We start from the raw sequence: 26,507 nt of genomic DNA on the forward strand, positions 1-26,507 counted from the left end.
TGGCTGTGAAGGGAAGGGTGTTACGCGGCCTCGTACGCTTCCTCGCGGACCCAGTCGTACCCCTCGTCCTCGAGCTGTTCGGCCAGTTCGGGGCCGCCGGACTTGGCGATCTGGCCGTCGAGCATCACGTGGACGTGGTCGGGTTCGACGTAGTCGAGGATGCGCTGGTAGTGGGTGATCTGGAGGATGCCGGCGCCCTGCTCGTCGCGGAGCGCGTTGATGCCGTTGGAGACGTCCTGCAGTCGGTCGATGTCCAGCCCGGAGTCGATCTCGTCCAGCACGGCGATCGAGGGCTCGAGGATGGCGGCCTGCAGGACCTCGTTCTGCTTCTTCTCACCGCCGGAGAAGCCGGCGTTGAGGTAGCGGGAGGCGAACTTCTCGTCCATGTCCAGCTGCTCCATCTTCTCCTGGAGGATCTCCTGGAACTCGGCGACGCCGATCTCGCCCTCTTCGACGTTGCCCTCCATCGGGGAGGTGTCGTAGCCGGCGGCGTCCTCGTTGGTCTCTCCGCCCTCGGCCTCCTCCTCGTCCTCGTCCTCGAACAGCTCCTCGCGCTCTTCGAGTTTGGCGTTGAGCGCCGTCCGGAGGAAGTTCACCATCGTGACGCCCTCGATCTCGGCGGGGTACTGGAAGCCGAGGAAGATGCCCAGTGCGGCGCGCTCGTTCGGTTCGAGGTCCAGGAGGTTCCAGGTGCGCATGTCCTCCGGGATCTCGAAGTCCTCGCCGAACTCGTCGTCCTCGAGGTGGATGAGGACCTCGCCGTCGGTGACCTCGTAGGCCGGGTGGCCGGCGATGATTTTCGCTGTCGTGGACTTCCCCGAGCCGTTCGGGCCCATCAGCGCGTGGATCTCGCCCGAGTTGACTTCGAGGTCGACACCGCGAAGGATGGTCTCACCGTCCTCTTCTGCGACTTCGGCGTGGAGATTGTTGATTTGGAGTACTGCCATGGTAGTCTCTTAGGTCAACCGAAAGGAGGTACGTTTCACCCATCAAGCTTTCGCATTGCGACGTACTCGAGTTCAGTATACAGAAACAATATTTCTCTGAGACGAAAAGCTACGTGACCGGGGTCACATGAAGCTCTCGAGTCCGGTCTGTTCCTGCCCGGACTTGACCTCGTCCCACGAGATGTCCAGCGCCTCCAGGATTCTGGCGATAGGGCCCTTCAGCGTCTTGTCGAGCATCTTGTCCCAGTCGATCTCGAACTCCGGAGGGATCTGGTCGGCGTACTCGAAGCAGATGACGTCGGGGTCCCGGCGGAACTCCCCGTACAGCGGGTCCCGCTTGGGGTCGAGGCCGAGTTCGTTCTCGACGCGCTCGAAGAAGTCCGCGTGGACCCGGTCGAGGTACAGCCGTTTGGGCTTCGACCCGCTCTGGAAGTTCGTGCCGAGGAGGAGGTTCGCGTACTTCGCGCCGCGGACCTGCGCGGTGTCGGTGTCGTAGTTGTCGAGTTTCTTCCCGATGCCGCCGGGGATGCCGACGTCGTCGTAGTCGACGTTGCCGTCCTGGTAGTCCTCGATGACCTCGCCGACGTACTCCTTGATGCTCGCGGCGTCTTCCCCGTGGACGATGCGGTCGATGACCTCCTTCTGGACTCGCTTCGTGATGGGGGCGATGTCCGAGCGCTGGTACTCGAAGCCGGTGATGTCGATGTCGTCGACCTGCTTGCCCTCCTTCCAGACGATGTGGCCGGCGTAGCGTTTCTTCTTGCCCGCCTGGAAGAACCGCCGGTACAGCTTCTCGAACTCTATTTGGAAGCGGTGGTCGTCAGCGTTGAGCCGCTCGCTGGCGAACTCGTCGTAGGAGGCGTTGATGACGTCCTCGAGTTCGAACCCCTTCTGGATGGTCGCCGCGATGGTCAGCAGCTCGTCGTCGTCCATCGTGGGGTACTTCTCGCGCATCTCGTCGGTGACGGTCACCTCTGCGTCGACGTCGTCCGGACCGACGTCGCCGACCTGCAACATCACCGAGTCCGTGTCGCCGTAGACGACCTCGTACCCCTCCCGGGCGACGACCGCGTCGGTGTAGTCGATGACCTCGCGGCCCGTCGCCGTCACCGCCGCACCCATCTCCTTGTCGTAGAGGCGGAACCGGTCCCACCCCAGCACGCCGTACAGCGAGTTCATGATGACCTTCACCGCGGCCTGCTGTCGGTCGTAGCGCTCGTACTCCGGGTCGTCCGGGTCGTGGCTGTTGCGCAGTTCCTTCTTCTCCTCGCGTTCGGTCAGCAGTTCGTCGACCATCTCCCGGATGACGCCGTCCGGTTCCTTCCGGAAGTGGGTCCCGTTGGGCGCGACGTACGTCTCGCCGTCGTAGGTCTCGGGGTCGACCTTCGTCTCGGGACTCGCGTTGGTCGTCACCATGCACATGGGATAGAGCGACTTCAGGTCCAGCACCGTGACGTTCTCGCGGACGCCGGTGATGGGGTCGAAGACGGCCCCGCCCTCGTAGTCCTCGCTCTCCTGTTGGCCCTTCGATGGGAGCGCGTACTCGCCGTACAGCTTGTGCAGGACGTACATGTCGACGGCGTCGCCGGGCGTCGTCGCGTCCTCGAGCTTGCACCCGACGAACGTGCGGACCTCGTCCCAGAAGTCGACGATGTCCTGCTCGCGGTCCAGTTCCACGCAGAGCTCGACGTCCCGGAGGTTGTACTCCAGCAGGCGTTCGGGGTCGTCCTCCCAGAGGTCCCCGATGTCGCCGGTGTACCGCTCCTTGCCGACGCCGAGCTCCTGTTCGCCGACGGCGTCCAGGCGGTAGGACTCCAGTTCGGTGAACTGCGTGCGCTTGTACGCGTACAGGAGGTCGAAGACGACCCGGCCCTTGATGTCCGGCCCCTGCCAGTCGCTGCGCCACACCTCGTCGACCCGCGAGAGGCGGTCGACGTCCAGGTCGTAGTCGTGGTCGTAGCTCTGGAGCGTCTCGATGCGGTCCAGCAGGTAGGGCGCGTCGAAGTCGTCGAAGTTCCACCCCGTCAGCACGTCGGGGTCGGTGTCCTCGATGTAGGAGACGAAGGCGTCGAGCATCGCCTCCTCCTCCTCGAAGACGCGCACGTCGGCGTCGAAGTCGGCGTCCTCGCGGATGGGGTCGTACCTCGCGAGAGCCTCGGGTCCCTCGATGCCGTCCGGCGACTCGTACAGCCAGACCACGTACTCGTCCGTGTAGGAGTCGTGGGAGGTGAGACAGACGACGGTCTGCTCGCCGTCCTCGGGGAAGCCGTGGCGGTCGTCCACCTCGATGTCGAACGTGTTCACGCGCGGGTCGGCGCTGGCCTCGACCGGCCGGACCTCCTCGTGGTGGACCTTGTAGCTCCCGTCGTCGAGTTCGCGGGCCGGCACCCGGACCCCGCTGGTGATGTCCTTGTCGATGAGCAGGCGGTTCGGGAAGAGGATGTCCGCCTCGTAGTGGTCGAAGTCGTCCCGCATCTGGCCGACGTCCCGCGGCGTCTGGCCGATGATTTGCAGCAGTCGTTCGCCCCGGATCGACTCGAAGGGCTCGCCCTGCTCGTCCTCGTAGCGCCAGTCGACGATGCGGTCGTACTGGCGCAGTCGGTCCTCCGTGACGCTGTCCGCCGGCACGTAGAAGTAGGGCTCGAACTCGTAGACGCGCGCGTGGACCGACTGCTGGTCCTCGGTCCGGCCGAAGACGTGGACGACGGGGTACTCGTCGTCGCCCTGTCCCTCCACCGTGTAGTCGACCTGCGTGACCACGAACTCGACTGTCTCCTCGACCTCGGGGAACTGGCGCTCGTCGATGTCGACGACGGTCGTCCCGCTCCCCCCGTTGCCGGCGACGGCCGCCGCCTCCTCGGCCGGCCGGTCGTCACCGCCCCCGCCTCCCCCGAAGTCCCCGAGGGCGCTCTGGCCTTCGTCACTCATGCTTGCCGACCCTTCGAGACGACCGATAAAAACGTCGGTGGTCGGCGGCGTTTGACACGGACAGAAGATATATGGTAGGGAGTGACATACCAGTCGGTGTCCCCATGTCGCACCACGGTTCAACGGCGGGCGAGTCGGACAGGGCGAACGACCTGCGGTCGGAGCCCGCGCTCCCGGACGCGGTCCAGACCACGGAGACGTACGAGACCGACGAGGGGACAGTGTTCTACGACGCGCAGAACCCCCTCGCGTGGGTCCAGACCGACACGACGATGTCGCTGGACGAGGTGGCCTGAACGCGGAAACCCTATTGTCGGCCGGGCCGATAGTTCTCGTGTGGTCGACATTCCCGGCGAGGACGACCCCGACGTCAGCGGGAACCCACTCACCGAGAAGAGCCCCTACGAACCGGAGGAGTTCGACCCGGACAGCCTCGGCCCCGACGTTCCGGAGGCCCCCTCGACGCCCGAGGTCGCCCCCGGCGAGGGCGGCGAAGTGGTGGGCCTGTTCTGGAAGCTGGTCGTCGTGTTCAACGTCGCGCTGTTCGCCGTCTCCATCGGTCCGATGCTCGCGTACTTCGAGGGCCGGGTCGACCTGGGCCTGCGCGTGTTCTTGCTCGGCGTGCTGGTCGGTGCGTACGGCGTCTACCGCTACGTCCAGTTCCGGCGGGACAGCGACGACCACAACGGCTAACCACGCGCGTCGGCTACGGCCGGTATGCGCACCGTTCGCGACGCGTCGGGGACCCACTACATCCTGCTGAAGGAGTCCGGCGACGCGAGTCTCGTCCGGGACCCGGCGACCGGCGCCGAGCAACACCTACCCAACGAGGACCTCGAACCGGTCGAGGGGGAGTCGCCGCTCGTGACGGCCGCAGACGCGGTGCCGGAGAACGTCCGGACCGTCGTCTCTGCCGCTCACGACGACCGGTCGCTTGGCCTCCTCGTGGAACTGGACGCCCGCGGTCCCCTCTCGGTCCACCAACTGCTGGACAGCTACGACCTCTGTGAGAGCGACCTGCACGGCCTGCTCGGGGAGTTCCGCGCGGCGGGACTGCTCGAAGAGACCGAGGTGATGGGACAGCGAGGGTACGACGTGACCGAGACGGCCAGCGCCGCCGTCGCGGCACTCACGGACCGTTAGGCCAGTTCCGCGACCGACTCCTCGATGCGCTCGACCCGGTCGACGTGCGAGCGGTTCGAGGTGGCGTCCTTCTCGACCCGCACGAGGTCGTCGGCGGCCCCGACGAGTTCCTCGTCGTGGCTGACGACCAGGATCTGCTCGACGCCGACCTCGTCGCGCATGTACTCGACGAGGTCCAGCAGCTGCGTGACGTGGCCGGCGTCGAGGAACACCGTCGGTTCGTCGAGGATGAGCGGGGGCATCGGCGCCGACCCCTCGATGCCCTCCGCCAGCAGCCGGTAGATGGCACAGCGCAGGCTGAGGTTGAACAGCGCCCGCTCGCCGCCCGACAGCTGCTCGGGTTCCAGCGGTTCGCCGTCCTTCTGGAACACCGTCAACTGGTACTCCCCGTCGAGTTCGATGTGGGAGTACGAGTCGTTCTGGTAGACCAGCGAGAACGTCTGGTTGAGCATCCGTTCGAGCGTCTCGACGTTGCGCTGGCGCAACTCCGCCCGGAGCGTGCCATACATCCCCTGTAGCTGTTCGGCCTCGTCGTACAGACCCTCCAGTTTCGCGAGGTCGTCGGCCAGTGCCTCGCGCTGGTCGCGCAGGTCCTCGAGTTCCGCGATCTCGTTCTCGACGGCCCCGATGGCGTTCTGTGTCTCGTCTCGCTGTTCGCGCAGCTCCTCGAGTCTGGCGTCGGCCTTCTCGATGTAGCTCTCGGCGCGCTGTCGCTCGTTCCGGGCCTCCTCGACGCGTGACTCGTCGACCTTCTCGGCCAGTTCCTGCTTGCGCTCGCGCTTCTCGGCGAGGCGGTCCCGCCGCTGGTCGTTCGTCTCGGCCTGCTGGGACCGCTGCCGACGGAGCTGTTCGATTTCGCTCTCGCACTCGTCGACCTCGTCCAGTAGGTCCGACACCCGTTCCAGCCGCTGGATGGACTGTTTGACCTGCTGGTGGTCCTGATTGCATTCGCCGATGACCGACCGGCACTCGGCGGCCCGCTGTTCGGCCTCCTCGGCGGCCTCGCGCTTCGCGTCGGCCTCGGCCTCGAGCTCGTCGGCCGCCTCGCGCAGGTCCTCGACGCGCCCCTCGTCGGCTTCGAGGCCCGACTCCTTCTCCTCGATGAGTTGCACGACGGTCGCGCGGTTGTCCTCGAGCGTCGCCAGTCGGTCGGCGGCGTCGGCCAGCGACTCCGCTCTCTCGAGGTCGGTCTGGAGCGTCTTGACCCGGTCGCGGGCGTCGGCGAGTTCGGCCTCCAGTTCCGCCACGCGTTCCCGGTCGTCCTCGATGGACTCGACGTGTGGCGATTCCTCGACGTCCTGCCCGCACTCGGGACACTTGCCGGCGTCGAGCAGGTCCTCGGCCTCGGCCAGCGCCTCGCGCTCGCTCTGGAGTTTGGTCTCCAGTTCCGTCACGCGCTGGCGGGCCTCCTCCAGGGTCTCGGCCACGGCGTCCCGGTGGCTCGCTGCCTCCTCTCGGTCCACGTCGGCGTCGTCGAACCGCGACTCCAGCGTCGCGATGTCGTCGTCGATGTCGTCGAGTCGGTCGCGTCTGTCGGCGACGCTCTCGCGGGCGTCCGCGAGGTCGGCCTCGAGGCCGGTGGCCTCCTCGCGCTTGGCGTCCGCACGGGACTGGAGGTCCTCGGCCTGCGATTCGAGCGAGTCCGCCTCGCCGCTGTGCTTCTGAGCCTCGACCCGCTGTTCCTCGATGCGCGAGCGGAGGTCGTCTGCGCGCGCATCTAGTTCGTCGAGTCGCGAGTCGACGGCCGTCTCGTCGGCCGCGTCCAGCTCGGTCTCCGCGAGCGTCTCGTCGAGGTCTGCTTCGAGCGACTCGCGCTGCTCCTTCAGGTCCGCGATGCGCTCTTTGAGGCGCTCGCGCTCGGACTCGGTCTCGGTTATCTCGGCCTCGAGGGCCTCGATGTCGGCGGTCAGTTCGTCCAGCGTCTCCCGGCGGTCCTCGTACTCCTCGAGGACGGACTCGGCCTGCTCCAGCGTCTCCGCGGCCGTCTCCCGCTGGTCCTCGATGCGTTCGATTTCGGCCTGGGTCTCCGAGAGGTCCGTCTCCAGCGCGTTCAGCCGCTCGTGGAGGTCCCGGCCCTCCTTGGCCGCTATCTGCTCGTCGAGCTGCGAGACGCGGCTCTGCTTGTCGTCGCGCACCCGCTTGACGCCCACGCGGGCGTCGCTGGCCCGTTCGCGGTACTCCTCCAGTTTGCCCAGTTGCAGGAGGTCGTCCAGCATGTCCTGCCGGTCGCCGGGCGAGGCGTTGATGAGTTTGTTGACCTCGCCCTGACGGACGTAGGCGCAGTTGACGAACGCCTCGCTGTCCATCCGCAGGAGTTCGGTGACGCGACGGCGGACGGCCCGAGCGCCCTCGAACGTGTCCTCGGGTGTCTCCAGCACGCACTTCGCCGTCGTCGCCCGTTCGCCCGTGTTCCGGACGCGCCGGGTGAGGTGGTAGTCGCCGCCGGCGTGGCTGAACCACAGCTCGACGGTGCAGTCGTCGGCCCCAATGGTGACGACCTCGTCTAAGTTCTCGTCGATGGCCTTCGACCCGTACAGGGCGAAGAAACAGGCCTCCAGCAGCGAGGACTTCCCGCTCCCGTTGAGGCCGTGGATGACGGTGACGCCGGGGTCAAGCGTGAGGTCGGCGTCGTCGTAGCACTTGAAGTTCGCCAGACGGACGCGCTGGAACCGCATCAGCAGGCCCCCCTCACAGGAACTCCTCCATGCTCGACTGGTCCTCGCCGTCCGCCGGGTCCCGCTCCGCTTCGGTGGCATCGGGCGTCTCCGCGTCTGTCGTCTCTGCCTCGCTCCCGGTCTCGCTCGACGTCGTGGCGTCCGCCTCGCCACCGTCCGCTTCGGCCGTCGCGGAAGTCTGGGCCGCGTCCTCGACAACATTCGTCGCCGTGTCTGCGGCGTCCGCGGTGCCCGCGGCGTCGGGTACGTCGGTCAGCGAGTCGGGGGTCTCCTCGACGAGTTCGCGAACCCGGCTTTCGACGGCGTCGGCGACGTTCGCGTCGGCGACTTTCGAGGCGCGTACCGTCTCGTCGATGTCCCTGGCAGCCTCGCTCAGACCCAGTTCGCGGACCCGCTCCACGACGGCGTCGTCGGGGTCGGCGAAACTCACGCTCGTCTCCCGCTCGTCGGCCGCGAGCTCCCGATGGTCGGTGACCCGGGCGACGAGTGCGCCCTCCTCCAGCGCGAACTCCTCGACGCTGGCCGGGGCGATGGGGTCGCCGTCGCCGTCGATGGAGACGATGACCACGGCGTCGTCGAGGTCGTGTTGGCCGACGCGACTGCGGACCCGTTCGACGCCCTCCTCGGGGCCCAGTTCCACGTCGACGAAGACGAACTCGCGGGTGTCGAGACCGCGCCGGGTGATGCGCGTCTCGCCGTCGAAGGTGACGATGTTGTAGCCGCGGTCCTCGCGTTCGCTGGCGCTCGCGCGCTCGGTGGACCCGCAGTAGGTGACCCACGCGCCCTCGACCTCCTGTTTCCCGGGCTTGTGGTTGTCTCCCAGTAGCAGGGCGTCGAAGTCGACAGAGGACTCCGAGAGCACCTCGGCGGCGTCCCAGTCGCCGTAGTCGAAGGGCTGGAACAGGCCGTGGGTCACGAGCGCCGCGTGGTCGGCGTCGTGGGGTGCGAAGTCGTACGCCAGCGTGTCGCGCTTCGACCGCGGCACGAAGTCCAGTCCGTAGAAGGCGGTGTCGCCGACGACGGTCGGCGTGTCGTCCAACCGCGTCGCCAGGCCGAGCGACGCGTAGAGGTCGAGCCACTGTGCGTCCCGTTTCGCCTCGTGGTTGCCCACGACGGCGAGAAACGGCACCTCTGCCTCCGCGAGGTCCTCCAGTACGTCCAGCGTCCCCATGATGTCCGAGAGCGTCGGCCGCCGGTCGTGGAACAGGTCCCCGGCGTGGACGACCGCCGCCACGTCGTCCTCGATGGCGTCGTGGACGACGCGACGGAAGGCGTCGAGGAAGTCCTGCCGGCGCTCGGGTACGTGGTACTGCTGGTACCCGACGTGCGTGTCGCCGGTGTGTATCACCCGTGTCATCTGTCCGGTGGTATGCCAGCGTCTCCTAAAGAGGTGTCGCGACCGCGGTGAAAGTGGTCGGCGGCGCGGGGGTCGGTCGGGCGCGGCCCCGGACTTTTGTCGCTCGCGGCGAAGGGAGGGGCATGGCGACAGCACTCCCAGCGTCGGCGTTTCGGGACCGAGTCGAAGCCGTCCGGCGGGAACTGGCCGAGACAGACGCGGACGCCGCCGTCTGGTTCGGCGCGACGGCAATCGAGTATGTCACCGGCTTCACCCACATCCAAACCGAGCGACCGGTGGTCCTCGCGCTCACGCAGGACCGAATCGAAATCACAGTGCCGCGACTGGAGGTCGAGCGGGTCGAAACGAACGACCGTATCGACGCCGTCCACCACTACTTCGACTACCCGCAGGGCCGGCCCATCGAGACGGCGGCCGAGATGCTCGACGGTCTCGACGCCGACCGCGTCGCCGCCGACGCCGACGGCGCGCCGGGCGTGATGGGGTACGAGGGGCCCGCCCTCTCCGAGTTCGTCGCCGTGGAGACCCAGTCGTGGGTCGACCGGATGCGCTGGGAGAAGAGCGACGCCGAAATCGACCTCATCCGGGAGTCCGCGAAGTGGGCCAACCTCGGCCACCAGTATCTCGCCGACTACACGGAGGTCGGCGCCCATCCCGCGACGGTGTCCCAGCGCGCGTCGATGGAGGCCTCCCGCGCGATGCTCGACACGCTCGGTGACCGCTACGTCGAGCGCGTCCGGGGGAGCGGGCCGGTCCACGCCGGCTACATCTCCGGCGAGGAGACGGCGCTCCCGCACGGCCACACGCCCAACGAGCGACTCGCCGAGGGGGACGTGCTCGTCACCGGCGCCTCGGCTAACGTCGACGGCTACCACTCCGAACTCGAGCGGACGATGTTCGTCGGCGAGCCCAGCGACGAGCAGCGCCACTACTTCGCGCTGATGAAGGAGGCCCAGGACATCGCTATCGACGCGCTCGGCCCGGGCGTCGAGGTAGCCTCCGTCGACGAGCGAGTCCACGAGTACTTCCTCGAACAGGGCGTCGCCGACCTCGCACAGCACCACGTCGGCCACAACATCGGGCTGGGCGCGCACGAACCGCCGTACCTCGACCGCGGGTGGAGCGACTACGACCACGTTGACGGCGACGACGCGGTGGTCCAGCCGGGACAGGTGTACACGATCGAGCCGGGCGTCTACACCGACGAGTTCGGCTACCGCCACTCCGACACCATCGCGGTCACCGAGGACGGTGTCGAGTGGCTCACCTATTTCCCGCGGGACGTCGAGGCCAACACGATCCGCGTGTAACCCACCGGAGTCACACATCGTGTCACTCGTCCGGGCCGGCGGCGGCCACCCGGAACTCCTCGAAGGCCGCGAGCGCTGCACGCCCCTCGTCGGCCAGCCCGCTCACCTCGCGTTCGGCGCGTTCGACGGCGTCTTCGAGCGCGTCGACGCCCGTCGATTCCGCGAACGTCGCCGCCGCCTCGAGGTCGTCGGTCGCCCGTATCGCCCGTTCGAGGACGGCCCGATAGTCGGTTCCCTCGCGGCCGGCTTCGGGGCGTTCCTGTGTCCTGCAGCTATCGTCTGTCGAATCGTGGACGCTGGCCCGCACCCGTGTCTCGCCGTCCCCGTCGGCGAGCGCCGCGAGCGCCGCCTTCACCGAGTCACTGTCGCTCACGGGCGCTCTGGCCTCGCCATCCCTCAAGAAGGTTCGTCTCGCGGCGGTGGTGCGAGCGTTCAAGTGCGAAGCCGGTAGCACGGCCGAGCATGACCGACGTGGAGACACTCGAAGAGCGGGTCCGGACCGTCGAGCGTGCCGTCACCGACGGCGACCACGACGTGCCGGCGGTCGAGGACCGAGCGGAACTGGACGCACGGCTGACCGCCGTCGAGGACCGCCTCGACCGGCTGGACGAGCGCACTGCGGAGCTCGAAGCGGCGACGCAGGCCCTCCGGGGGTACGTCGGCAACGTCCGCTCGGTCAACGAGGACATCGAACAGCGCGCCGACGCCGCACTCGCCGCGACAGAGCGCCTCGAAGGCCGTCTCGACGATGCGCTCGACGACGGACGGCAGTCGTCCCACCCTGACGAACCACCGCGAACAACGACAGGTCGCTCCAGTGGCCACCAGGAGGCCCCCGAGACGAGCGTCGACGCGGCGGACGCCGACCAGCCAACCCGGTCGGCCGCCGGGCGGGCGACCCCGGTCGCGGACGGTGGTGAGGGCGAGCGAGCGACGCCCGACGACGGCGTCCTCGAACGGATACGGGCGCTCCTGTGATACTCCGAGTGGTCCTCGGTGCGGTGCTCACCGCCGCCTTGCTCGGGGTGACCGCGCCCGCACTCTCGGTGGCACAGGCCGAGGCCACCGACGCCGCCGTCGAGCGACGGCTGACGACACTCTCGGAGCGACTGACGACGATGGTCGCCACCGACGACGCCACGACCGACCCGGGTGCACGTCGGTTCGCGGCGGTTCGGCTGCCCGCACGGACGCTGACGAGCGCCGGCGTCGATTTGCTCCGGTTCCACACTCGCGACGGCGTGGGCGTCGCCAGCTGGCGGACCGGGGACGCGAGCGGGGCCAGTGAGCGTCTCGTCGGCGTACCGATACGACCCGCCGACGGGTCGCTCACGCTCCGTGAACCAGGCGTCCACCGTCTCGCGTTCGGACTGCGGACCCGAGGCGGCCGGACGATCGTGACGGTTCGACGACTGGCCGGCGCCGCCGACAGCCACCGGGAGGACCGATAGATGCGGCGGTGGTTCCCGGGAGGCGACAACACCGACGACGCCGCCTGCCGCTGTCGCACCACCTTCGAGGGCGAGACGCTCGACGTGGCGGCAGACGACTGCCCGGAGAGCGGGCGGCTGAGCGAGTCGCCCGACTGTCGCGCGACGGTAGTCGACGCTCTGGGGACGACGGCCGTCGACGCCATCGTCACGAGGAGCGACGGCGTGGAGCGTGCCTACCTCGACGACGCGGCCGCACTGCTCGTCGCCGCTGGACGGTTCGCCACACGGGTCGAACCACTCGACCGGCGACTGGCCGAGCGGGCGCGCCGCGAGCCGCTGGCGGCCGCGACGGAGGCCACCGGGCGCACCGGCCAGGTGGCCGACCTCGCCGCGAGGACGGGGTTCGCGCTGGCCACCGAGCGGGCGACTGCGGCGTCGGCGCTCGAACCGTACGTCGGGCCGGCGGTCAGCGACGCGCGCATCGCCGCGAGTCCGCCGGCCGACGCGACACTCCGGGACCGTCGGACCGTCGAGACCGACGCGGTGGTGCGCCGGTACGACACGCCGACGTCGTCGCTCGACTGCTACCACGTACGCCCCCGGGAACACGAGTTCGACGCGGCGACGACGGCCACGCTCGCGTCGGCCGTCGAGCGGCTGGCGACGGGACCGCTCGGCGAGCACGAGACGCCGTATCAGGCCGCCTCGGCGGTCGCGGACGACGGCGGGACGGCGGCCGCAGTCGGTGCCGTCCTCCGGAAGCACACGCAGGGGCTGGGCGTCCTCGAGGACCTGTTCGCCGACCCGCGCGTCGCCGACGTGTTCGCGACGGCGCCGGTCGGCGAGACGCGACTGCGGGTCCGCGTCGACGGCGAGACGATGTCGACGAACGTCCGGTTGACCGCAGCGGGCGCACGGACGCTCGCGTCCACCTTCCGGCGGACGAGCGGCCGGGCCTTCTCCCGGGCGAGTCCGACGCTCGACGCGACGACCACCGTCGCCGACCGCACGGTCCGGGTCGCCGGCGTCACCGAACCGGTGAGCGACGGCCTCGCGTTCGCCTTCCGCGCCCACGACGACGCGCGGTGGCGACTCCCCGACCTCGTCGCGAACGGGACGCTCACACCTCGTATCGCCGGCGTGCTGTCGGTCGCAGTCGAGCGCGGAGCGGCGTGTCTCCTCGCCGGCCCCCGCGGCGCGGGGAAGACGACCGCACTGGGCGCGCTCCTCTGGGAACTCCCGCGCTCGGTCAGAACCGTCGTCATCGAGGACACGCCCGAGCTCCCGGTGACGGACCTCCAGTCCCACGGGCGGGACGTCCAGCCGCTACGGACGGCGAGCGGCGAGGGGCCGTCGGTCGACGCGAGCGAGGCCCTGCGGACCGCGCTCCGGCTCGGCGATGGCGCCCTCGTCGTCGGCGAGGTCCGCGGCGAGGAGGCGAGCGTGCTCTACGAGGCGATGCGGGTCGGAGACGGCGACAGCGCGGTGCTGGGGACGATTCACGGCAGTGGCGGGGAGAGCGTCCGCGAGCGACTCGTCTCGGACCTCGGCATCCCGGAGAGCGCGTTCGCCACGACGGACCTGCTCGTGACGCTCGCCCCGCCGACCGCCGAGGCCGGGCGGGGCGTGGCCGCCGTCGAAGAGGTCCGGGACCACGGCGACGGCGTGGGGTTCGCCTCGCTGTTCGAGCGCGACGGCGAGCGTGCGACGGCCACCGGTCTGCTCGACAGGGGGAACAGTCACGTGCTCGAGACGCTGTCGCACGCCGGCGAATCCTACGCGAGCGTGCTCGATGCTATCGAGGACAGAACCGCTGCGATGGCCGACAGGGCCAGACAGCCGTCCGGCGCGATGGCCGGAGCGAGCGACCCGTGACCGGGTGGCTGGCCCTGGACGCGCTCGTCGACCGGGTGACCGACGGTATCAGCGTTCCGGACGGGTACGAGAGGGCGACCCGCGTCCTCGCGGTCGGGTGGCGTCCCGAGCGACTCCTCGCCGCGAGTTACGCCGTCGCCGGTGTCTGGTGGCTCCTCGGTCTGGCGGCCCTCTCTCTCGGGTCCGGCGCGGCCGCCGTCGTCGGCGGCACTGCCTGTCTCCTGCTCGCGGTCGGCGTGCTCCTCGTCGGCCGCTACGGTGTCCCGCTGGCCGCACAGGCCCGACGGATACGCGCGCTGGGGGCCGCCCCGGCGCTCGTCGCGATGCTCGTCCTCGGCGTGACGCTGTGGCCGAGTGCCGAGCGAGCGACGGCGTTCGCTGCCGGCGCGGACGACGGCCGCCTCGCCGACCACCTCGACGCACAGCGGCGGCGAGCGTGCGGAACGCCGCGTGACGGTCTCGGCCGGTTCGCGGAGCAGTGGGGCGAGGAGTTCCCCGCGCTGGCGGCCGCCATACACCACGTCCAGCGAGCGGCCGTCGCGCCGGCCGACGAGCGAGCGGCAGTCCTCGAGACGGCGCGCCAGCGGGTTCTCGACGGGACGCGGGACGAGATGGCGGCGTTCGCCGCCGACCTGCGTGGGCCCGCGACCGGACTGTACGCCTTCGGCGTCTTGCTGCCCTTGGCGACGGTGTCGCTGTTGCCGGCGGCCACGGCGGCTGGTCTCCCGGTCACACCGTCGCTGCTCGTCGTCACCTACGGCCTGGTGCTTCCGGCGGCCCTCGTCGTCGCGAGTGCGTGGCTCCTCGCGCAGCGACCGGTCGCGTTCCCGCCGGCGGTGGTGCCGCGGAGCCACCCGGACGTCCCGTCGACGCCGGCCCGTGCCGTCGCCGGTGGTGTGGCCGCCGCTGTCGGTGGGTTGGTCGCCGGTGCCTTCGTCGCACCCGGCTGGGGGCCGCCACTCGCCGCGCTCGGGAGTGGGACCGGGAGCGCGCTGGTGATACACTACCGGCCGGTTCGCGAGGTCAGGAGCCACGTCACAGACATCGAGGCCTGCCTTCCGGACGCGCTGACGGCTATCGGCCGACGCGTCGACCGCGGGCAGTCGGTCGAAGCGGCGCTCGCGGCGGCGGTCCACGTGACGCCGGCACCGCTCTGTGACCGTTTGCGGGAGACACTCGACCGCCAGCGGACCCTCGGCCTCGGTGTCGAGGCGGCGTTCCGTGGCGAACACGGGACGCTCCGTACCGTCCCGAGCCCGCGCCTCGGGCGTGCGGCGGCGCTGCTGGACGCGGCGGCCACCATCGGCCCGCCTGCCGGCGAGACGATCACCACGATGGGGGAGCATCTGGCAGACGTCGCGGTGGTCGAACGGGAGACGCGGCGCGACCTCGCGCAGGTCACCGGGACGCTCTCGAACACCGCCGCGCTGTTCGGACCGCTCGTCGGCGGCGCCACCGTCGCACTCGCCGGGACGATGGGGAGCGGCGGCCCCATCGAGGCCGTGTCGACGGCGACTCTCGGCCCAGTAATCGGCTGGTACTGCCTCGTCCTCGCCGCCGTGTTGACGGCGCTCTCGACGGGGCTCCGTCGCGGGCTGGACCGGGCACTCGTCGGCTACCGGGTGGGGCTGGCGCTGTGCTCGGCGACGGCGACGTACCTCGCGGCCGTCGTTGCGACGGGGATGCTGGTGTGACGCCAGCGTTTAAACCGGAAGCCGAGGGCAGGCCTCCCCATGTTCGAGACACACGTCGACACGCTGTACGTCTGGGTGGCGCTCGGGGCCGTGAGTGTCGCCGTCTTCGGCGTCGTCATCTCGCTGCCCGCGTCTGCGCCGCCGGACGCGGCGGCAACGGCCGCGACAGTCGACGAGGTGGCGACCAGCCCACCCGGGTCCGTCGCTACCCGCGAGCTGGACGCCGAGGAGTGGACGCTGTCGGGACGGGCGATCGGCCTCCGGACTGACGCCGGCATCGCGCACGCGACGGTCCTCGAACCGTACGTCCCCGCACTCGGCGGGCGCCTCGCGGCCGTTCTCGACGGGGGAGTGCCGAGACGGTCCTTCCGGTCACCAGCGGCCCTGCGGCGGGCCGTCGAGCGGGCGCGTACTGCAGAGGCCGCGTGGCGACCGGCGCCGGAGCGGGTCACGGTCCGGCGCGTGGACTGGGGAGGTGTCGATGTCGTCCTCGTCGGGTAGGGGCGCGACGGAACCGCTCGCGGCGCTCGTGGCCGTCTTCGCCGTCTCGGCCGGACTGGCGCTGTACGCGGGCGTCCTCGACGGGGCGCTGACGTCTGCGACCGGCGAGCGGAACGTCGCGACGCCGACTGCCGATTCGGTCGAGCGGCGACTGAGTACCGCCGGCGTGGTCTCGCCGGGCCGAACGGCGGACGCGCTCGACGTCGTCCCCACCGGCTACGACGGGAACGTGACGGTCCGTGCCGACAGACGGTGGAGCGCCGGGCCCTCACCGCCCCCGGACGCGGCGCGTGCTCGCCGCACGGTCAGCGTCCGGGTCGCACCGGCGGCGGTCAGACGCGGGACGCTCCGGGTGACCGTCTGGTGACGCCTCGTGCCACCAGTACCGTCGTGGACGTGACGGTGTTCCTGTTGCTGGTCGGGGCCGCCGCCGCGGCCGTCGTCGGCGCCGTCGCGGTGGACCCACCGGAGACGGAGAATCCAGCGGCCGACACCGCCGAGTTACTCGCGACGAGCACCGCGAGCGTCGAGTACGCACTCGACCCGCCCGGCCGACCGCCGGAGTGGACCGCCAACGCCACGGCGAGCCACCGGCGGACGGCGCACGGAACCGTCGCGGAACTGCTCGCGGAGGCGGCGATGAGCGGCGTCACGGTACACGGGAAGCGGCTGTCGTCGGCCGGCACCGAGTTCGAGCGAGCGGTCGAGGCGACGACCCGGGAGCGGCTCTCCGGTTCCGGGAGACAGACGTCGGTCAGGGTTCGCTGGGAACCGTACCGCGGAGCGCCGGTCAGTGCGACGGCCCGCGTCGGTGAGCGACCGCCGCCTTCCGCCGACGTGCGGACGGCGACGCTCGGCGTGGCGAGTCCGATGCCGAACGCGACCGGCAGAGCGCGTCGGGGCGCTCGCGAGGCCGGCTACCGAGGGGTCGCGATAGCGGTCGCGTCGGCCGTCGTGGACGGCTTCTTTCCGCCGTCGCAGACACGGTTGGCGCTCCGGGGCGACTACCCCGGAGACCGGTTGATGGCGACGCGATACCTGCGGATGGGGCGTCTCACCGGCGCGGGCAGGTTGCCGCTCGGTTCGCGCTCTGTGGCGGACCTGAACGCTCGGCTGACGGTGCACCTCGCCGACGGTTTGGCCGCCGACATGCGCGAGCGCTTCGGCTCCCCGGCCGCCGCGGCCCGGGCAGTCCGCACCGAACGCGTCCGGGTCACCGTCAGGACGTGGTCGGCGTGACCAGCGACACGCGCGGCCGGGTGCCGTTCGCGCTGCTGGGCGTCCTCCTGCTGGTGAGCAGTCTCACGCTCGCGCCGACGCTGCGACCGGCGCCCGCACCGACCGACACGGCCGTCGAGCGCACGTTGGACCGAGCGACGGCGGAGACCCAGACGGCGATGCGCGACGGCGTCTCGCGGGCCGGACGGCGTGCGGCGGCGGACCCGGTGCTGGAACCGGCGAACACCTCGGTCGGCCGCGCACTGAACGACTCCCGACCGTTCCGGGCTGCACTCCGGCTACGGATATATCTGCGAGTCCGTGACCGGCTCCGCCGAGTCGGTGCGACGAGCGAAGGTGTCGAGGCGACGGCGGCGCTCCCACCGGTCGAGACGACCGCCGACTATCGGGCTGCGATAGCGCGCGTCGCCGTCGCACGGGCCGGCCCGAACGGGACCGCACTCCGGGCGACCGTCGAGAACGTGACGCTGACGGTGCGGCGCGGCGACCGGGTGGTCACCCGGCGCGACGTCTCGCCCACCGTCGTCGTCGCGACGCCGGTCCTCGCACTCCACGCACAGGTCCAGACCTACGAGCGGCGCGTCAACAGCGGCTTGGGGACGCCGGGACTGAGCCAGCGGTTGACCGCCCGGCTCTACCCCATCGTCTGGGCGCGTGGGTACGCCCAGTACGGGGGCGTCCCGATAGCGAACGTCCTCGCGAACCGGCACGTCAGCCTCGCAACCAACGGCGCGCTACTGGGCGTCCAGCGGTCGACGTTCGGCCGGAGCGACCCGGACGGCCGACGGTCGCTCACGGAGGCGACGGCGATGGTCGGCGTCGAGGACCTGATGGCGGGCAGCAACGGCACCGCGCTCGCTCGCGACGTTCTCGGGCGGGCATCCTACCGCCCAGCGGGTGACGACATCCGTACCGGGGGGACCGCCGGCGACCACCCGCGTGCGAACGGGACGATGCGCGTGGGAATCGACGGGACGGCCGACGACGCCTTCCACTCGGTCGCAGCACCCGACGCGCTCGGCCAGACGACGGCGGCCGCCTACACCGTCGACGTCCGGCGCGTAGTCGGAAGTCGGCAAGTGAGCGGCGGTCGCCCGTCCCGGCCGCCATCCCCGGGCGAGAACTGGACCCTGGTCGGCGAGCGGACGACCGACACCGTCGACGCGGTCGGCCCGGCCACCCCGGACCCGACCGTGCCCGACGGCTGGCACGAGCTCGATAGCTTCGGCCGGACGGTCGAGGTCGAGTACACCCGGGTGGCGCTCTGGGCGAACGGGACCGAGCGACGGTCGACCGCATCGCATCGGTCCGAGCGCCGCCGGGTGACCGTCACGGTCGTCGGCCGGCATCGGAGTGACTCCGTGGCGCCGGTCGAACGGCTCCGGACGGCACACGACCGAGCTGGCAGCCCGGTCGACGGGCCGAACCTGGCCGACGTCGAACGACGGGCCGAACGAGAGCTGGTCGGTCGCGCAGGCGGTCCCGACGCCGTCGCGGAACGCGCCGCCGGAGGTCGTCTCCATACGCGGACTGTGGACGTCACCGGGGCACGCCCGGGTGCGCTCCGGGCGTGGGTCTACCGGGACCTCAGACGGGTCCGAGAACAGGTCGCGGCGATGAACGTGACCGTCGAGCGTGGCGCCGTCGGCACGTTCGAGACGAACCCGGCGCGGAAGCTCCGAGCGAAACTCGACGACCGACGCGCGCGGCTCGTCGACGCACCCGACACCTACGACAGCGCCGCACACAAGGCGCGGGTGGCGGCGCGTATCGCGTACCTCGACGCGGTGGACGCGCGCCTCGCGGCCCGGGCACGGCGGCGGGATTCGGCCGGGCAGCGCATGGACGCTCGACTCAGAACCCGGACGAACGGCTCGCTGCGTGCCCTCCGGAAGGGCCTGACCGCCCGCGACACGCAGCGCCCGCGCTCACGGCCGGTGCCGACCGGGCCGGCCGGACCGGTTCGGACCCGCGTCGACGCACGACCGCAGTACCTCACGCTGGCCTCGGTGTCGGAGTCGTCCCACCCCGCGGTCGAAGGCGAGGAGCACCCGCTGGTCGCCCGGAACGTCAACGTGTTCACCGTCCCGTACGACGACGCGGCCAGCGCGGTGACGGACGGCGTGGCGGCCTCGGCAGACAGGGTGCGTCTCGCGACGGCGGCGACGACGCTGGCCGCGGCGAACGCGACGGCCGACGCGTCGTCGAACACCACGCTCGACGGCCGCCGTCGCCGGTTGCGTCGTCGGGTGGAACGGGCGAACGAGGGCGTCGCGGCCGAACTCGCCGCCACAGTCGGCGAGGAGACGGGCGCCGACGCGGCGGCGAGCCGGGCTCTCGTCGGAGACGCCCTCCGTCGTTGGGAGACGCCCGCCGCCCGCGGACGGGCGCTCGCAGACGGGTCGGCGGCCACGGCCGTCGCGAACGTCGCCGCCGACCGTCGGGACCTCTCGCTCCCGGAGCGCGACTGGCTCAGACTGCGGTTGGAGAGAGCGGCCAGCGACGCCCTCGCTCGGCCGGTAGCCCGGCCGAAGACACCGGTCGTCGACCGGACTGCCTCGGCGGTCCGGACGGTCGCACGGGACCAGCTACGACAGCGACTCGCCGACGCCGGCCGGCGACGTGCCGAGCGGGTGGCGAAGCGCCGACTGGGGACGAAGACCCTCCCGGCGGGGCTCCCGGTGGCGCCGCCGCTGGGCCCGTGGTACGCGACGACGAACGTCTGGTGGGTCACGGTCGAGGGGGAGTACGCCCGGTTCGCGGTGACCGCGAACCACGGCCCGCCGACGGCGCCGGGCGCGACGACGACGTACGCACGGGACGGCGGGCAGGTCCATCTCGACGTGGACGCGGACGCCGAGGCGGAACTGCTCGGGCGGAGTACGCGACTCTCCGTGCGTGCCCAGACGGGCGTCGTCGTCGTGGTACCGCCGAAACCCCGCGGCGTGGGCGACAAGGACGGCGTCGCCGTCGAGACGTCGGCCGGGTGGCCCAACGCCGGCGCGACTGAGAGTGACAGCGACTAATACCCCCCGTGCGTACCGGTGCCCATGCTCAGAGCGGAGTTCCCCGACGCAGGAACGCAGTCACCCGAGGCGCTGCTGGCCGCCTACGAATCGGTTCTGGCCGAGACGGTCGAGGCGGTCGGCGTCGACGCCGTCGTCGAGGCGACCGACCTCGACCGGGAGACGGTCGAAGCGGTGGCGGCCGGCGACGCGGCCGACCTCGCGCTCTCGGACGCCGCGGCCGTGCTCGCGACCGACCCGGAGCGGCCCGACGCCGACGCGATCCAGGCGGAGGCACAGGACATCCTCCTGATGGGGATGACGACGGCCGTGATGGACGTCGAGACGCTGGCCTCGGGCATCGACGACGAGATGGAGCCGAAGGAGATCCAACAGAAGATAGAGGGGCGCTACCCGGTGACGCTGGCCGAGTACGCCGTCCTCCACAGCTACATCGAGAGCCAGCAGCGATGACGGCACGCGTCGCGATACTCGGGTGCGGGTACGTCGGACTCGAACTGGGGCGACAGCTGCGGGACGACCACGAGGTGGTCGGCGTCCGTCGGTCCGACGACGGCGTGGCCGCCATCGAAGACGCGGGGTTCGAGGCCGTCCAGGCAGACGTGACCGACGCCGGCGCGCTCTCGGCCGTCCCGGACGTCGACTGGGTCGTGTTCGCTGCCAGCTCCGGCGGCCGCGGGGCAGAGGCGGCCCGCGAGGTGTACGTCGACGGCCTCCGGACGGCCATCGACCACTTCTGGGGCCGGAGCGACGCGCCGGAGCGCCTCGTCTACACGTCCAGTACCGGCGTCTACGGCGACCACGGCGGCGACTGGGTGGACGAGGAGACGCCCCTGGACCCGCAGACGGAGAAGACCGAGGTGCTGGCCGAGGCCGAGCGCATCGCACGCGAGCGCCCGGCGGAGTACGGCGGCTACGGGACCGTGGCCCGCTTCGCCGGCCTCTACGGGCCCGGCCGCTATCGGCTCGATCGGTATCTAGAGGGGCCGGTAACCGCGGGATACCTCAACATGGTCCACCGCGACGACGCGGCGGGCGCCGTCCGGTTCCTGTTGGAGGCGGATCACCGCGAGGCGGTCGTCCTCGTCGTCGACGACGAACCCGTCGAGAAGTGGGCGTTCGCGGACTGGCTGGCCGAGCAGTGCGACATCCCGTTCCCGCCGAAACAGACAAAGGACGAGCGGCTCGCCGACGCCGACCTCTCCTCGACGGCGAAGCGGCGCGTCCGCACGAGCAAGCGATGTTCCAACGACCTGCTCCGGTCGCTCGGCTACGAGTTCGCCTATCCGACGTTTCGTGCGGGTTATGCGGACGCTATACGGGAGTTTACAGCGCATTAACCGCGGGGGAACCTTCTTATCGTATCCGGCAGCATCTACGCCTATGTCACAGATGGCTGCCGGGGACCTCGCGACGCAGGCCGGACGGGTCACCGCCTTCGCCATCCAGAACCCGGCCATAGCCGTCGCCGCGCTCCTCGTCCTGCTCCTCGTTTTCGGCCTCGCCGTCGCCCTCTACCGCTATCTCACGCGCACACCGGCCGACCGCCTCGTGTCAGTGCTCGACCGGTACGACCGAGTGGCGGTGTTGATGCATCCGAACCCGGACCCCGACGCGATGTCCTCGGCGCTCGCCGTCAGCCAGCTGGCGGCGGCCGTCGACACCGAGTCCACGCTCTACTACCCCGGCGAGATTCGACGACCGGAGAACCGGGCCTTCGAGACGGTACTGGACCTCGACTTCGAGCGCATCGAGACGGCCGGCGACATCGCCACCGACCACGTCGTGCTGGTCGACCACAACGAGGCACGCGGGTTCCCGGGCGCGAGCGACGTCGACCCCGTCGCCGTCGTCGACCACCACCCGGGCGGCGGCACCGGGCGACAGTTCACGGACGTCAGAACCGACACCGGGGCGTGTGCGACCATCTTCGCCGAGTACTTCCAGTCGCGCGACTGGGAGTTCTACGACGTCGACACGGCACTGACCGACGGCGGCGTCGAGACGGGCGCCGTCCCCGAAGATGCGCTGCCGAGCCACGTCGCGACCGGCCTCATCTACGGCATCCAGTCGGACACGCGGTCGCTGACCAACGGGTGTTCGTCGGCCGACTTCGCTGCGGCGGCGTACCTCTACGAGGGTATCGACGGTGACCTGCTCAACCGCATCGCCAACCCGCAGATAGACGCGGAGGTGCTGGACGTGAAGGCCCGCGCCATCACCGAGCGGGTCGTGAACCCGCCGTTCGCGTACAGCGACGTCGGCGAGGTGTCGAACACGGACGCGATTCCCCAGGCTGCCGACGAACTCGAGACGCTGGAGGGCGTCTCGGCCGTCGTCGTCGTCGGCGAGTGCGACGGGACCCTCCGCATCGCCGGGCGCTCCCGCGACGACCGGGTCCACATCGGTCGGGCCATTGAGGCCGTCGTCGAGTCGATTCCGATGGGCGAGGGCGGCGGGCACGCGCGGATGGGCGGTGGGCAGATCCCCGTCGAGTACATGGCCGGCATCGGTCCGAGCGACGGTATCTCCCGCGAGGACCTGCGCCAGCAGGTGTTCGACGCGATGGCCGGCGAGCGCTGAATCTCGGTCCTTTTGTCCGGTCGGGACGAAGCGGTGGTATGGCAACACGGGAGGCGACCTGGGCGTACCGGGACGACCACGACGACTTCGCGCGCACCTTCTACCGCCGGTTCGGCGACGGCGTCGTCTCCAGCGTCGGCGTCGGGACGTACCTCGGCGACCCGACCGACGAACGCGACGACGCGTACCACGACGCGATCGTCACCGCGCTGGAAGGGGGCGTCAACGTCCTGGATACGGCCATCAACTATCGCCACCAGCGCTCCGAACGCGTCGTCGGCCGGGCGCTGGCCGACGCGGACGTCGACCGGGAGGCCGTCGTCGTGGCGACGAAGGGCGGCTTCGTCCCCTTCGACGGCGAGCGACCCGCGAACCCGGGTGCGTACGTCCAGTCGGAATACGTCGACACGGGCATCGTCGACGCCGACGCCCTCGTCAGCGGTCAGCACTGCATCGCGCCGGCGTTCCTCGACGACCAGCTGGACCGCTCGCTCGACAACCTCGGACTGGACACCGTCGACCTCTACTACGTCCACAACCCCGAGACGCAACTGGCCGAGCACGGCCGAGAGGAGGTGTACGATAGATTGGAGGCGGCCTTCGAACGACTGGAGGAGCGCGCGGCAGCGGGCGACCTGAAACACTACGGTGTGGCGACGTGGGAGGCGTTTCGGGTCCCCGAGAGTCACGACAGCTACCTCTCGCTCCCGGAGGTTGTCGAGCGGGCCCGGTCGGCCGCGAAGGCGGCCGGGAACACGGCGACGCACCTCCGAGCCATCCAGCTCCCGTTCAACGTCTTCATGGCCGACGCGTTCTCCGTCGCCGCCCACGACGGCGCCGACGGCCCGCAGTCGGCGCTGTGGTTCGCCCACGAGGCCGGTCTCGACGTGTTCACGAGCGCGTCCATCATGCAGGGGCGACTGGCCGAGGAGATGCCCGACAGCGTCGAGGCGAGACTCGACGGCGAGACCCGCGCCCAGCGGGCGCTCAACTTCGCGCGCAGCGCCCCGGGCGTGACCTGTTCGCTCGTCGGGACGGGGTCGGTCGAACACGCCCGCGAGAACGTCGACGCCGGGCGGTACGAGCCGCTTGGTGCGGAGGCGTTCGACGCGGTGTTCGAGTAAGTACGAGTCGAGCCCGGGCGTCAGCCGCTGGCGTCAGCCGAGTTCCTTCCACTCCGTACCGCACTCGGGACAGACCCGAACCTTGCCGACCTGGTCCGGGTCGTTGTCCGTCGACAGTGGCTCGTCACACGCCGTACACGAGAGTCGACCGTAGCCGTCTTTCTCGACATCACCCGCACGCAGGGCCTTCCTGACCGAGTCCATAGCGTTTGCTCCGACAGCCGTGGATAAAAAGACCGTGGCGATTCGGAACAATCTTCGGGGCGAGCGACGACTGTCCGGTGTGTCTCGACGGTCAGTGTTCGGCTCGCTGCTCGGGTTGGTCTTCCTCATCAACCTCTCTCGCGTTGTGTTCGCGCCGTTGCTCGAACCCATCCGGGTCGCGACGGGTGCGAGTAGCGCGACGCTGGGGCTCCTGGCGACGCTCGTCTGGGCCGGGAGCGCGGTGACGCGACTGCCGACGGGCTTCCTGTTGACGCGGGTGACCCGCGCACAGGCCGTCTTCGGCTCCGGCGTCGTGTTGACGGTCGGCGCGGCGTTCACCGCGCTGACGTCGGACCCGACGCTGTTGCTCGTCGGCGCGTTCACGATGGGGCTGTCCAGCGGCGTCTACATCATCGCCGCGAACACGCTCATCAGCGAACTGTACCCGGACGCGCCGGGCCGCGTCCTCGGCCAGCACGGCGTCGCCAGCCAGCTCGCCGCGGTCGGGGCGCCGGCGCTCGTCTCCGCGGCGCTCCTCGTCGGGAACTGGCGGGTGGCGCTGCAGGCGATAGCGGTCGGCGCGGCGGTGATGACCGTCGTGTTCACGCTGGTCGCCCGTCGGACGGCGTTCCCCGATGCCGGGCACGAAGACAGGGACGTACTGGGGGCGGTGATGGCACAGTGGCCCATCATCGTCACCGCGGTGGCGACGCTGGGCTTCACCACGATGGTGTGGAACGGGCTGTTCAACTTCTACGTCACGTACGTCGACAGCATCGGCCTCACGAAGGCGACGGGGCGGACGCTGCTACAGGTCGCGTTCGGCGCCGGCGTGCCGGCGTTCTACGTGAGCGGGCGGCTGGCCGACCGCCTACCGACGCTCCCGTACATCCTCGTCATCGTCGCGGCCTTCACTGGGTGCATCCTCGTCCTCCCGATAGTCCGGGGGTTCTGGCCGCTGGTGGTGTTCAGTGCCGTCATGGGCTACGTCATCCACAGTAGCTTCCCCGCTGTCGACACGTACCTGCTCGGGTCGCTTCCGGACCGCCATCGCGCCAGCGCGTACGCGGCGTACGGCGCCGGGATGATGGTGATACAGGCGCCCGGAAGCGTCGTCTTCGGCGTGTTGCTGGACGCAGACGTGGCCTTCCCGACCATCTTCGAGTGGATGGGCGCCGGGCTGGTCGTCCTCTTGCTCGCACTGCTGGCGCTGCACTTCAGCGGTCGCTTGCCGAGGACGGCCGCCGCCTGAGTCCGGAAACGCTGAAGCCGCTGGGGGTCGCGCACCCGGTATGGACCTGACAGCCGACGACATCGCCGGCGTCGTCGACGTCTTCGGTGCGCTGACCCGTGCCGAACTCGGGCAGGCGTGTTCCGAGCTGGCGTTCAAACGCGGCGAGGACGTCTCGACCGACGCGTTCGCCGAGGACGTCGAGAACGCGCTCACGTCGTACCACCTGCTCTCGGTCGCCGACCACGACGCGGACACCGACGAGGCGCTCCTCGTCGTGGGCCCGGCGGCGTTCCCGTCGCTGCCGGACGGGGCCGGCGACCTCCCACACATCATGGACGTTCCGGCGCGTGCGCTGGACGAGGAGACGGTCGCCCGTGCCGCCGAGGAACGGTTCCGTGAGGACGCCGTGCTCGCCGTCCAGGCGGGCGACGAGGACCGTATCGCCTCGTTACTGGACGTGAGCTACGACCTCGAGGCGTGGGGTCCGGTGGAACTGGGGACGGCACGGGACAGGCTGGACGACGCCTGACCGACGACGACACCCGACCGAGTTAAGGACGTACACCGCTTCGAGTGACGTATGGACTTCGACCGGTTGGCGGCACACGACCCCGTCGTCGTCGACGACGAGGAGCGCGAGGCGGCAGTCGTCGTGCCGGTCGTCACACGACCCGAGGGGGAGGCCATCCTGTTCACGAAGCGGGCCGACCACCTGACGGACCACCCCGGCCAGATGTCGTTCCCCGGTGGCGGCTACGAACCGGTCGACGACGACCTGCTCCGGACGGCACTCAGGGAGGCCAACGAGGAGATCGGCCTGGACCCACAGGCCGCCCACGTCGTCGGCCGCCTCGACGACATCCGGACCATCACGAACTACTCGGTGCGCCCGTTCGTCGCGCGCATCCCGGACCGAGAGTACGTCCCGAACGACGAGGAGGTCGCCGAGGTGGTCGTCCTCCCGGTGGCCGAACTCACCGACCTCGACAACTACGAGTCGGAACAGCGCGACCACCCCTACTACGGCGAGATCCGCCTGCACTTCTTCTACGTCGACGGCTACACCGTCTGGGGGGCGACGGCGCGGATGCTCGTGCAGTTGCTGGAACTGGCGACGGACTGGGAGATGCCGACCGAACCCGACCGCTACGCCGGCCCCGACGACGAGTTCCCGGAGTCGGTCCGGGACCAGATACGCTGAGAGCGACAGGGCTTTGCGCGCCGAGACGAACGG

The 26,507-nt window shown here is 70.4% G+C and carries 25 protein-coding genes; 19 read left to right on the forward strand and 6 right to left on the reverse strand.

Annotation, left to right across the window (positions count from 1 at the left end):
• Positions 1-20: 20 nt before the first annotated feature.
• Together ACV7GQ_RS11370 and ACV7GQ_RS11375 are read right to left on the reverse strand one after the other, a co-directional pair.
• A complete protein-coding gene (locus ACV7GQ_RS11370) occupies positions 21-947 on the reverse strand; it encodes an ATP-binding cassette domain-containing protein (protein WP_470310357.1) in 927 nt (308 codons plus the stop codon).
• Between the two features lie 123 nt (positions 948-1,070).
• Positions 1,071-3,875 carry a DNA-directed DNA polymerase gene (locus ACV7GQ_RS11375; RefSeq protein ID WP_470310358.1) on the reverse strand — a complete coding sequence of 935 codons (2,805 nt, stop codon included), beginning with the start codon at positions 3,873-3,875 and terminating at the stop codon, positions 1,071-1,073.
• Between the two features lie 104 nt (positions 3,876-3,979).
• Between ACV7GQ_RS11375 and ACV7GQ_RS11380 the strand changes: the two genes are divergently transcribed.
• The 3 genes from ACV7GQ_RS11380 to ACV7GQ_RS11390 are packed head-to-tail and all read left to right on the forward strand — an operon-like array spanning position 3,980 to position 5,018.
• Positions 3,980-4,171: a DUF7331 family protein gene (locus ACV7GQ_RS11380; RefSeq protein WP_470310359.1), complete on the forward strand. Its 192-nt coding sequence runs from the start codon at positions 3,980-3,982 to the stop codon at positions 4,169-4,171.
• A 40-nt stretch (positions 4,172-4,211) separates the two neighbouring features.
• Entirely contained in the window at positions 4,212-4,568 is a 357-nt protein-coding gene (locus ACV7GQ_RS11385; protein WP_470310360.1) for a DUF7322 domain-containing protein, read from the forward strand.
• 24 nt (positions 4,569-4,592) lie between these two features.
• The gene (locus tag ACV7GQ_RS11390) at positions 4,593-5,018 is read left to right on the forward strand and encodes a DUF7346 family protein (RefSeq protein WP_470310361.1); all 426 of its coding nucleotides are present in this window, start codon (positions 4,593-4,595) and stop codon (positions 5,016-5,018) included.
• On the opposite strand, the gene rad50 is transcribed toward ACV7GQ_RS11390, so the two are convergent.
• Positions 5,015-7,693: a DNA double-strand break repair ATPase Rad50 gene (rad50, locus tag ACV7GQ_RS11395; RefSeq protein ID WP_470310362.1), complete on the reverse strand. Its 2,679-nt coding sequence runs from the start codon at positions 7,691-7,693 to the stop codon at positions 5,015-5,017. The two genes, ACV7GQ_RS11390 and rad50, sit on opposite strands and share 4 nt — an antisense overlap.
• A 13-nt stretch (positions 7,694-7,706) precedes the next feature.
• The gene (mre11, locus tag ACV7GQ_RS11400) at positions 7,707-9,050 is read right to left on the reverse strand and encodes a DNA double-strand break repair protein Mre11 (RefSeq protein WP_470310363.1); all 1,344 of its coding nucleotides are present in this window, start codon (positions 9,048-9,050) and stop codon (positions 7,707-7,709) included.
• A gap of 122 nt (positions 9,051-9,172) precedes the next feature.
• Here mre11 and ACV7GQ_RS11405 point away from each other — a divergent pair, with 122 nt between their 5' ends.
• The gene (locus ACV7GQ_RS11405; RefSeq protein ID WP_470310364.1) at positions 9,173-10,360 is read left to right on the forward strand and encodes a M24 family metallopeptidase; all 1,188 of its coding nucleotides are present in this window, start codon (positions 9,173-9,175) and stop codon (positions 10,358-10,360) included.
• A 22-nt stretch (positions 10,361-10,382) separates the two neighbouring features.
• Here the strand turns inward: ACV7GQ_RS11405 and ACV7GQ_RS11410 are convergent, their stop codons facing one another.
• On the reverse strand, positions 10,383-10,733 hold the full coding sequence (locus ACV7GQ_RS11410; protein WP_470310365.1) for a DUF7966 family protein: 351 nt from the start codon (positions 10,731-10,733) through the stop codon (positions 10,383-10,385).
• A gap of 89 nt (positions 10,734-10,822) precedes the next feature.
• On the opposite strand from ACV7GQ_RS11410, the gene ACV7GQ_RS11415 reads away from it, so the two are divergent.
• Genes ACV7GQ_RS11415 through ACV7GQ_RS11470 form a run of 12 tightly spaced genes read left to right on the forward strand, consistent with a single transcriptional unit; the run spans position 10,823 to position 23,835 of the window.
• Positions 10,823-11,338: a DUF7310 family coiled-coil domain-containing protein gene (locus ACV7GQ_RS11415; protein WP_470310366.1), complete on the forward strand. Its 516-nt coding sequence runs from the start codon at positions 10,823-10,825 to the stop codon at positions 11,336-11,338.
• The gene (locus tag ACV7GQ_RS11420) at positions 11,335-11,811 is read left to right on the forward strand and encodes a DUF7311 family protein (RefSeq protein ID WP_470310367.1); all 477 of its coding nucleotides are present in this window, start codon (positions 11,335-11,337) and stop codon (positions 11,809-11,811) included. Before ACV7GQ_RS11415 ends, ACV7GQ_RS11420 begins: the two co-directional genes overlap by 4 nt.
• Entirely contained in the window at positions 11,812-13,668 is a 1,857-nt protein-coding gene (locus ACV7GQ_RS11425; protein WP_470310368.1) for an ATPase, T2SS/T4P/T4SS family, read from the forward strand.
• Entirely contained in the window at positions 13,665-15,362 is a 1,698-nt protein-coding gene (locus ACV7GQ_RS11430) for a type II secretion system F family protein (protein ID WP_470310369.1), read from the forward strand. Before ACV7GQ_RS11425 ends, ACV7GQ_RS11430 begins: the two co-directional genes overlap by 4 nt.
• A gap of 39 nt (positions 15,363-15,401) precedes the next feature.
• On the forward strand, positions 15,402-15,863 hold the full coding sequence (locus ACV7GQ_RS11435) for a DUF7283 family protein (RefSeq protein WP_470310370.1): 462 nt from the start codon (positions 15,402-15,404) through the stop codon (positions 15,861-15,863).
• Entirely contained in the window at positions 15,844-16,230 is a 387-nt protein-coding gene (locus ACV7GQ_RS11440; RefSeq protein WP_470310371.1) for a DUF7285 family protein, read from the forward strand. Before ACV7GQ_RS11435 ends, ACV7GQ_RS11440 begins: the two co-directional genes overlap by 20 nt.
• Positions 16,227-17,102, forward strand: coding sequence for a DUF7284 family protein (locus ACV7GQ_RS11445; protein ID WP_470310372.1), 876 nt, complete (start codon positions 16,227-16,229; stop codon positions 17,100-17,102). The genes ACV7GQ_RS11440 and ACV7GQ_RS11445 overlap by 4 nt, the downstream gene beginning before the upstream one ends.
• Positions 17,099-20,128, forward strand: coding sequence for a DUF7286 family protein (locus tag ACV7GQ_RS11450; RefSeq protein ID WP_470310373.1), 3,030 nt, complete (start codon positions 17,099-17,101; stop codon positions 20,126-20,128). The genes ACV7GQ_RS11445 and ACV7GQ_RS11450 overlap by 4 nt, the downstream gene beginning before the upstream one ends.
• A 24-nt stretch (positions 20,129-20,152) precedes the next feature.
• Positions 20,153-20,581 carry a DUF5791 family protein gene (locus ACV7GQ_RS11455; protein ID WP_470310374.1) on the forward strand — a complete coding sequence of 143 codons (429 nt, stop codon included), beginning with the start codon at positions 20,153-20,155 and terminating at the stop codon, positions 20,579-20,581.
• Positions 20,578-21,468 carry an SDR family oxidoreductase gene (locus ACV7GQ_RS11460; protein WP_470310375.1) on the forward strand — a complete coding sequence of 297 codons (891 nt, stop codon included), beginning with the start codon at positions 20,578-20,580 and terminating at the stop codon, positions 21,466-21,468. The genes ACV7GQ_RS11455 and ACV7GQ_RS11460 overlap by 4 nt, the downstream gene beginning before the upstream one ends.
• Positions 21,469-21,511: 43 nt before the next feature.
• On the forward strand, positions 21,512-22,711 hold the full coding sequence (locus ACV7GQ_RS11465; RefSeq protein ID WP_470310376.1) for a DHH family phosphoesterase: 1,200 nt from the start codon (positions 21,512-21,514) through the stop codon (positions 22,709-22,711).
• A gap of 38 nt (positions 22,712-22,749) precedes the next feature.
• On the forward strand, positions 22,750-23,835 hold the full coding sequence (locus tag ACV7GQ_RS11470; RefSeq protein WP_470310377.1) for an aldo/keto reductase: 1,086 nt from the start codon (positions 22,750-22,752) through the stop codon (positions 23,833-23,835).
• A 33-nt stretch (positions 23,836-23,868) separates the two neighbouring features.
• Here ACV7GQ_RS11470 and ACV7GQ_RS11475 read toward each other — a convergent pair whose 3' ends face one another.
• Positions 23,869-24,039, reverse strand: a complete 171-nt coding sequence (locus ACV7GQ_RS11475; RefSeq protein ID WP_220616853.1) for an HVO_0758 family zinc finger protein — start codon at positions 24,037-24,039, stop codon at positions 23,869-23,871.
• A gap of 115 nt (positions 24,040-24,154) precedes the next feature.
• On the opposite strand from ACV7GQ_RS11475, the gene ACV7GQ_RS11480 reads away from it, so the two are divergent.
• Genes ACV7GQ_RS11480 through ACV7GQ_RS11490 form a run of 3 tightly spaced genes read left to right on the forward strand, consistent with a single transcriptional unit; the run spans position 24,155 to position 26,474 of the window.
• Positions 24,155-25,291 (forward strand): MFS transporter, encoded by a 1,137-nt coding sequence (locus ACV7GQ_RS11480; RefSeq protein WP_470313159.1) that lies wholly within the window; start codon positions 24,155-24,157, stop codon positions 25,289-25,291.
• A 40-nt stretch (positions 25,292-25,331) separates the two neighbouring features.
• Positions 25,332-25,802 (forward strand): DUF7109 family protein, encoded by a 471-nt coding sequence (locus ACV7GQ_RS11485; RefSeq protein ID WP_470310378.1) that lies wholly within the window; start codon positions 25,332-25,334, stop codon positions 25,800-25,802.
• A gap of 51 nt (positions 25,803-25,853) precedes the next feature.
• Entirely contained in the window at positions 25,854-26,474 is a 621-nt protein-coding gene (locus ACV7GQ_RS11490; RefSeq protein ID WP_470310379.1) for an NUDIX hydrolase, read from the forward strand.
• Positions 26,475-26,507: the final 33 nt, after the last annotated feature.

This window comes from Haloarcula sp. MBLA0163, from assembly GCF_055632435.1.

Bases quoted from the DNA above. Each gene is read 5' to 3' on its own strand.
- ACV7GQ_RS11370 (WP_470310357.1), bottom strand. From the start codon at position 947: ATGGCAGTACTCCAAATCAACAATCTCCACGCCGAAGTCGCAGAAGAG.
- ACV7GQ_RS11375 (WP_470310358.1), bottom strand. From the start codon at position 3,875: ATGAGTGACGAAGGCCAGAGCGCCCTCGGGGACTTCGGGGGAGGCGGG.
- ACV7GQ_RS11380 (WP_470310359.1), top strand. From the start codon at position 3,980: ATGTCGCACCACGGTTCAACGGCGGGCGAGTCGGACAGGGCGAACGAC.
- ACV7GQ_RS11390 (WP_470310361.1), top strand. From the start codon at position 4,593: ATGCGCACCGTTCGCGACGCGTCGGGGACCCACTACATCCTGCTGAAG.
- rad50 (WP_470310362.1), bottom strand. From the start codon at position 7,693: ATGCGGTTCCAGCGCGTCCGTCTGGCGAACTTCAAGTGCTACGACGAC.
- mre11 (WP_470310363.1), bottom strand. From the start codon at position 9,050: ATGACACGGGTGATACACACCGGCGACACGCACGTCGGGTACCAGCAG.
- ACV7GQ_RS11405 (WP_470310364.1), top strand. From the start codon at position 9,173: ATGGCGACAGCACTCCCAGCGTCGGCGTTTCGGGACCGAGTCGAAGCC.
- ACV7GQ_RS11415 (WP_470310366.1), top strand. From the start codon at position 10,823: ATGACCGACGTGGAGACACTCGAAGAGCGGGTCCGGACCGTCGAGCGT.
- ACV7GQ_RS11425 (WP_470310368.1), top strand. From the start codon at position 11,812: ATGCGGCGGTGGTTCCCGGGAGGCGACAACACCGACGACGCCGCCTGC.
- ACV7GQ_RS11435 (WP_470310370.1), top strand. From the start codon at position 15,402: ATGTTCGAGACACACGTCGACACGCTGTACGTCTGGGTGGCGCTCGGG.
- ACV7GQ_RS11440 (WP_470310371.1), top strand. From the start codon at position 15,844: ATGTCGTCCTCGTCGGGTAGGGGCGCGACGGAACCGCTCGCGGCGCTC.
- ACV7GQ_RS11455 (WP_470310374.1), top strand. From the start codon at position 20,153: ATGCTCAGAGCGGAGTTCCCCGACGCAGGAACGCAGTCACCCGAGGCG.
- ACV7GQ_RS11460 (WP_470310375.1), top strand. From the start codon at position 20,578: ATGACGGCACGCGTCGCGATACTCGGGTGCGGGTACGTCGGACTCGAA.
- ACV7GQ_RS11465 (WP_470310376.1), top strand. From the start codon at position 21,512: ATGTCACAGATGGCTGCCGGGGACCTCGCGACGCAGGCCGGACGGGTC.
- ACV7GQ_RS11470 (WP_470310377.1), top strand. From the start codon at position 22,750: ATGGCAACACGGGAGGCGACCTGGGCGTACCGGGACGACCACGACGAC.
- ACV7GQ_RS11475 (WP_220616853.1), bottom strand. From the start codon at position 24,039: ATGGACTCGGTCAGGAAGGCCCTGCGTGCGGGTGATGTCGAGAAAGAC.
- ACV7GQ_RS11485 (WP_470310378.1), top strand. From the start codon at position 25,332: ATGGACCTGACAGCCGACGACATCGCCGGCGTCGTCGACGTCTTCGGT.
- ACV7GQ_RS11490 (WP_470310379.1), top strand. From the start codon at position 25,854: ATGGACTTCGACCGGTTGGCGGCACACGACCCCGTCGTCGTCGACGAC.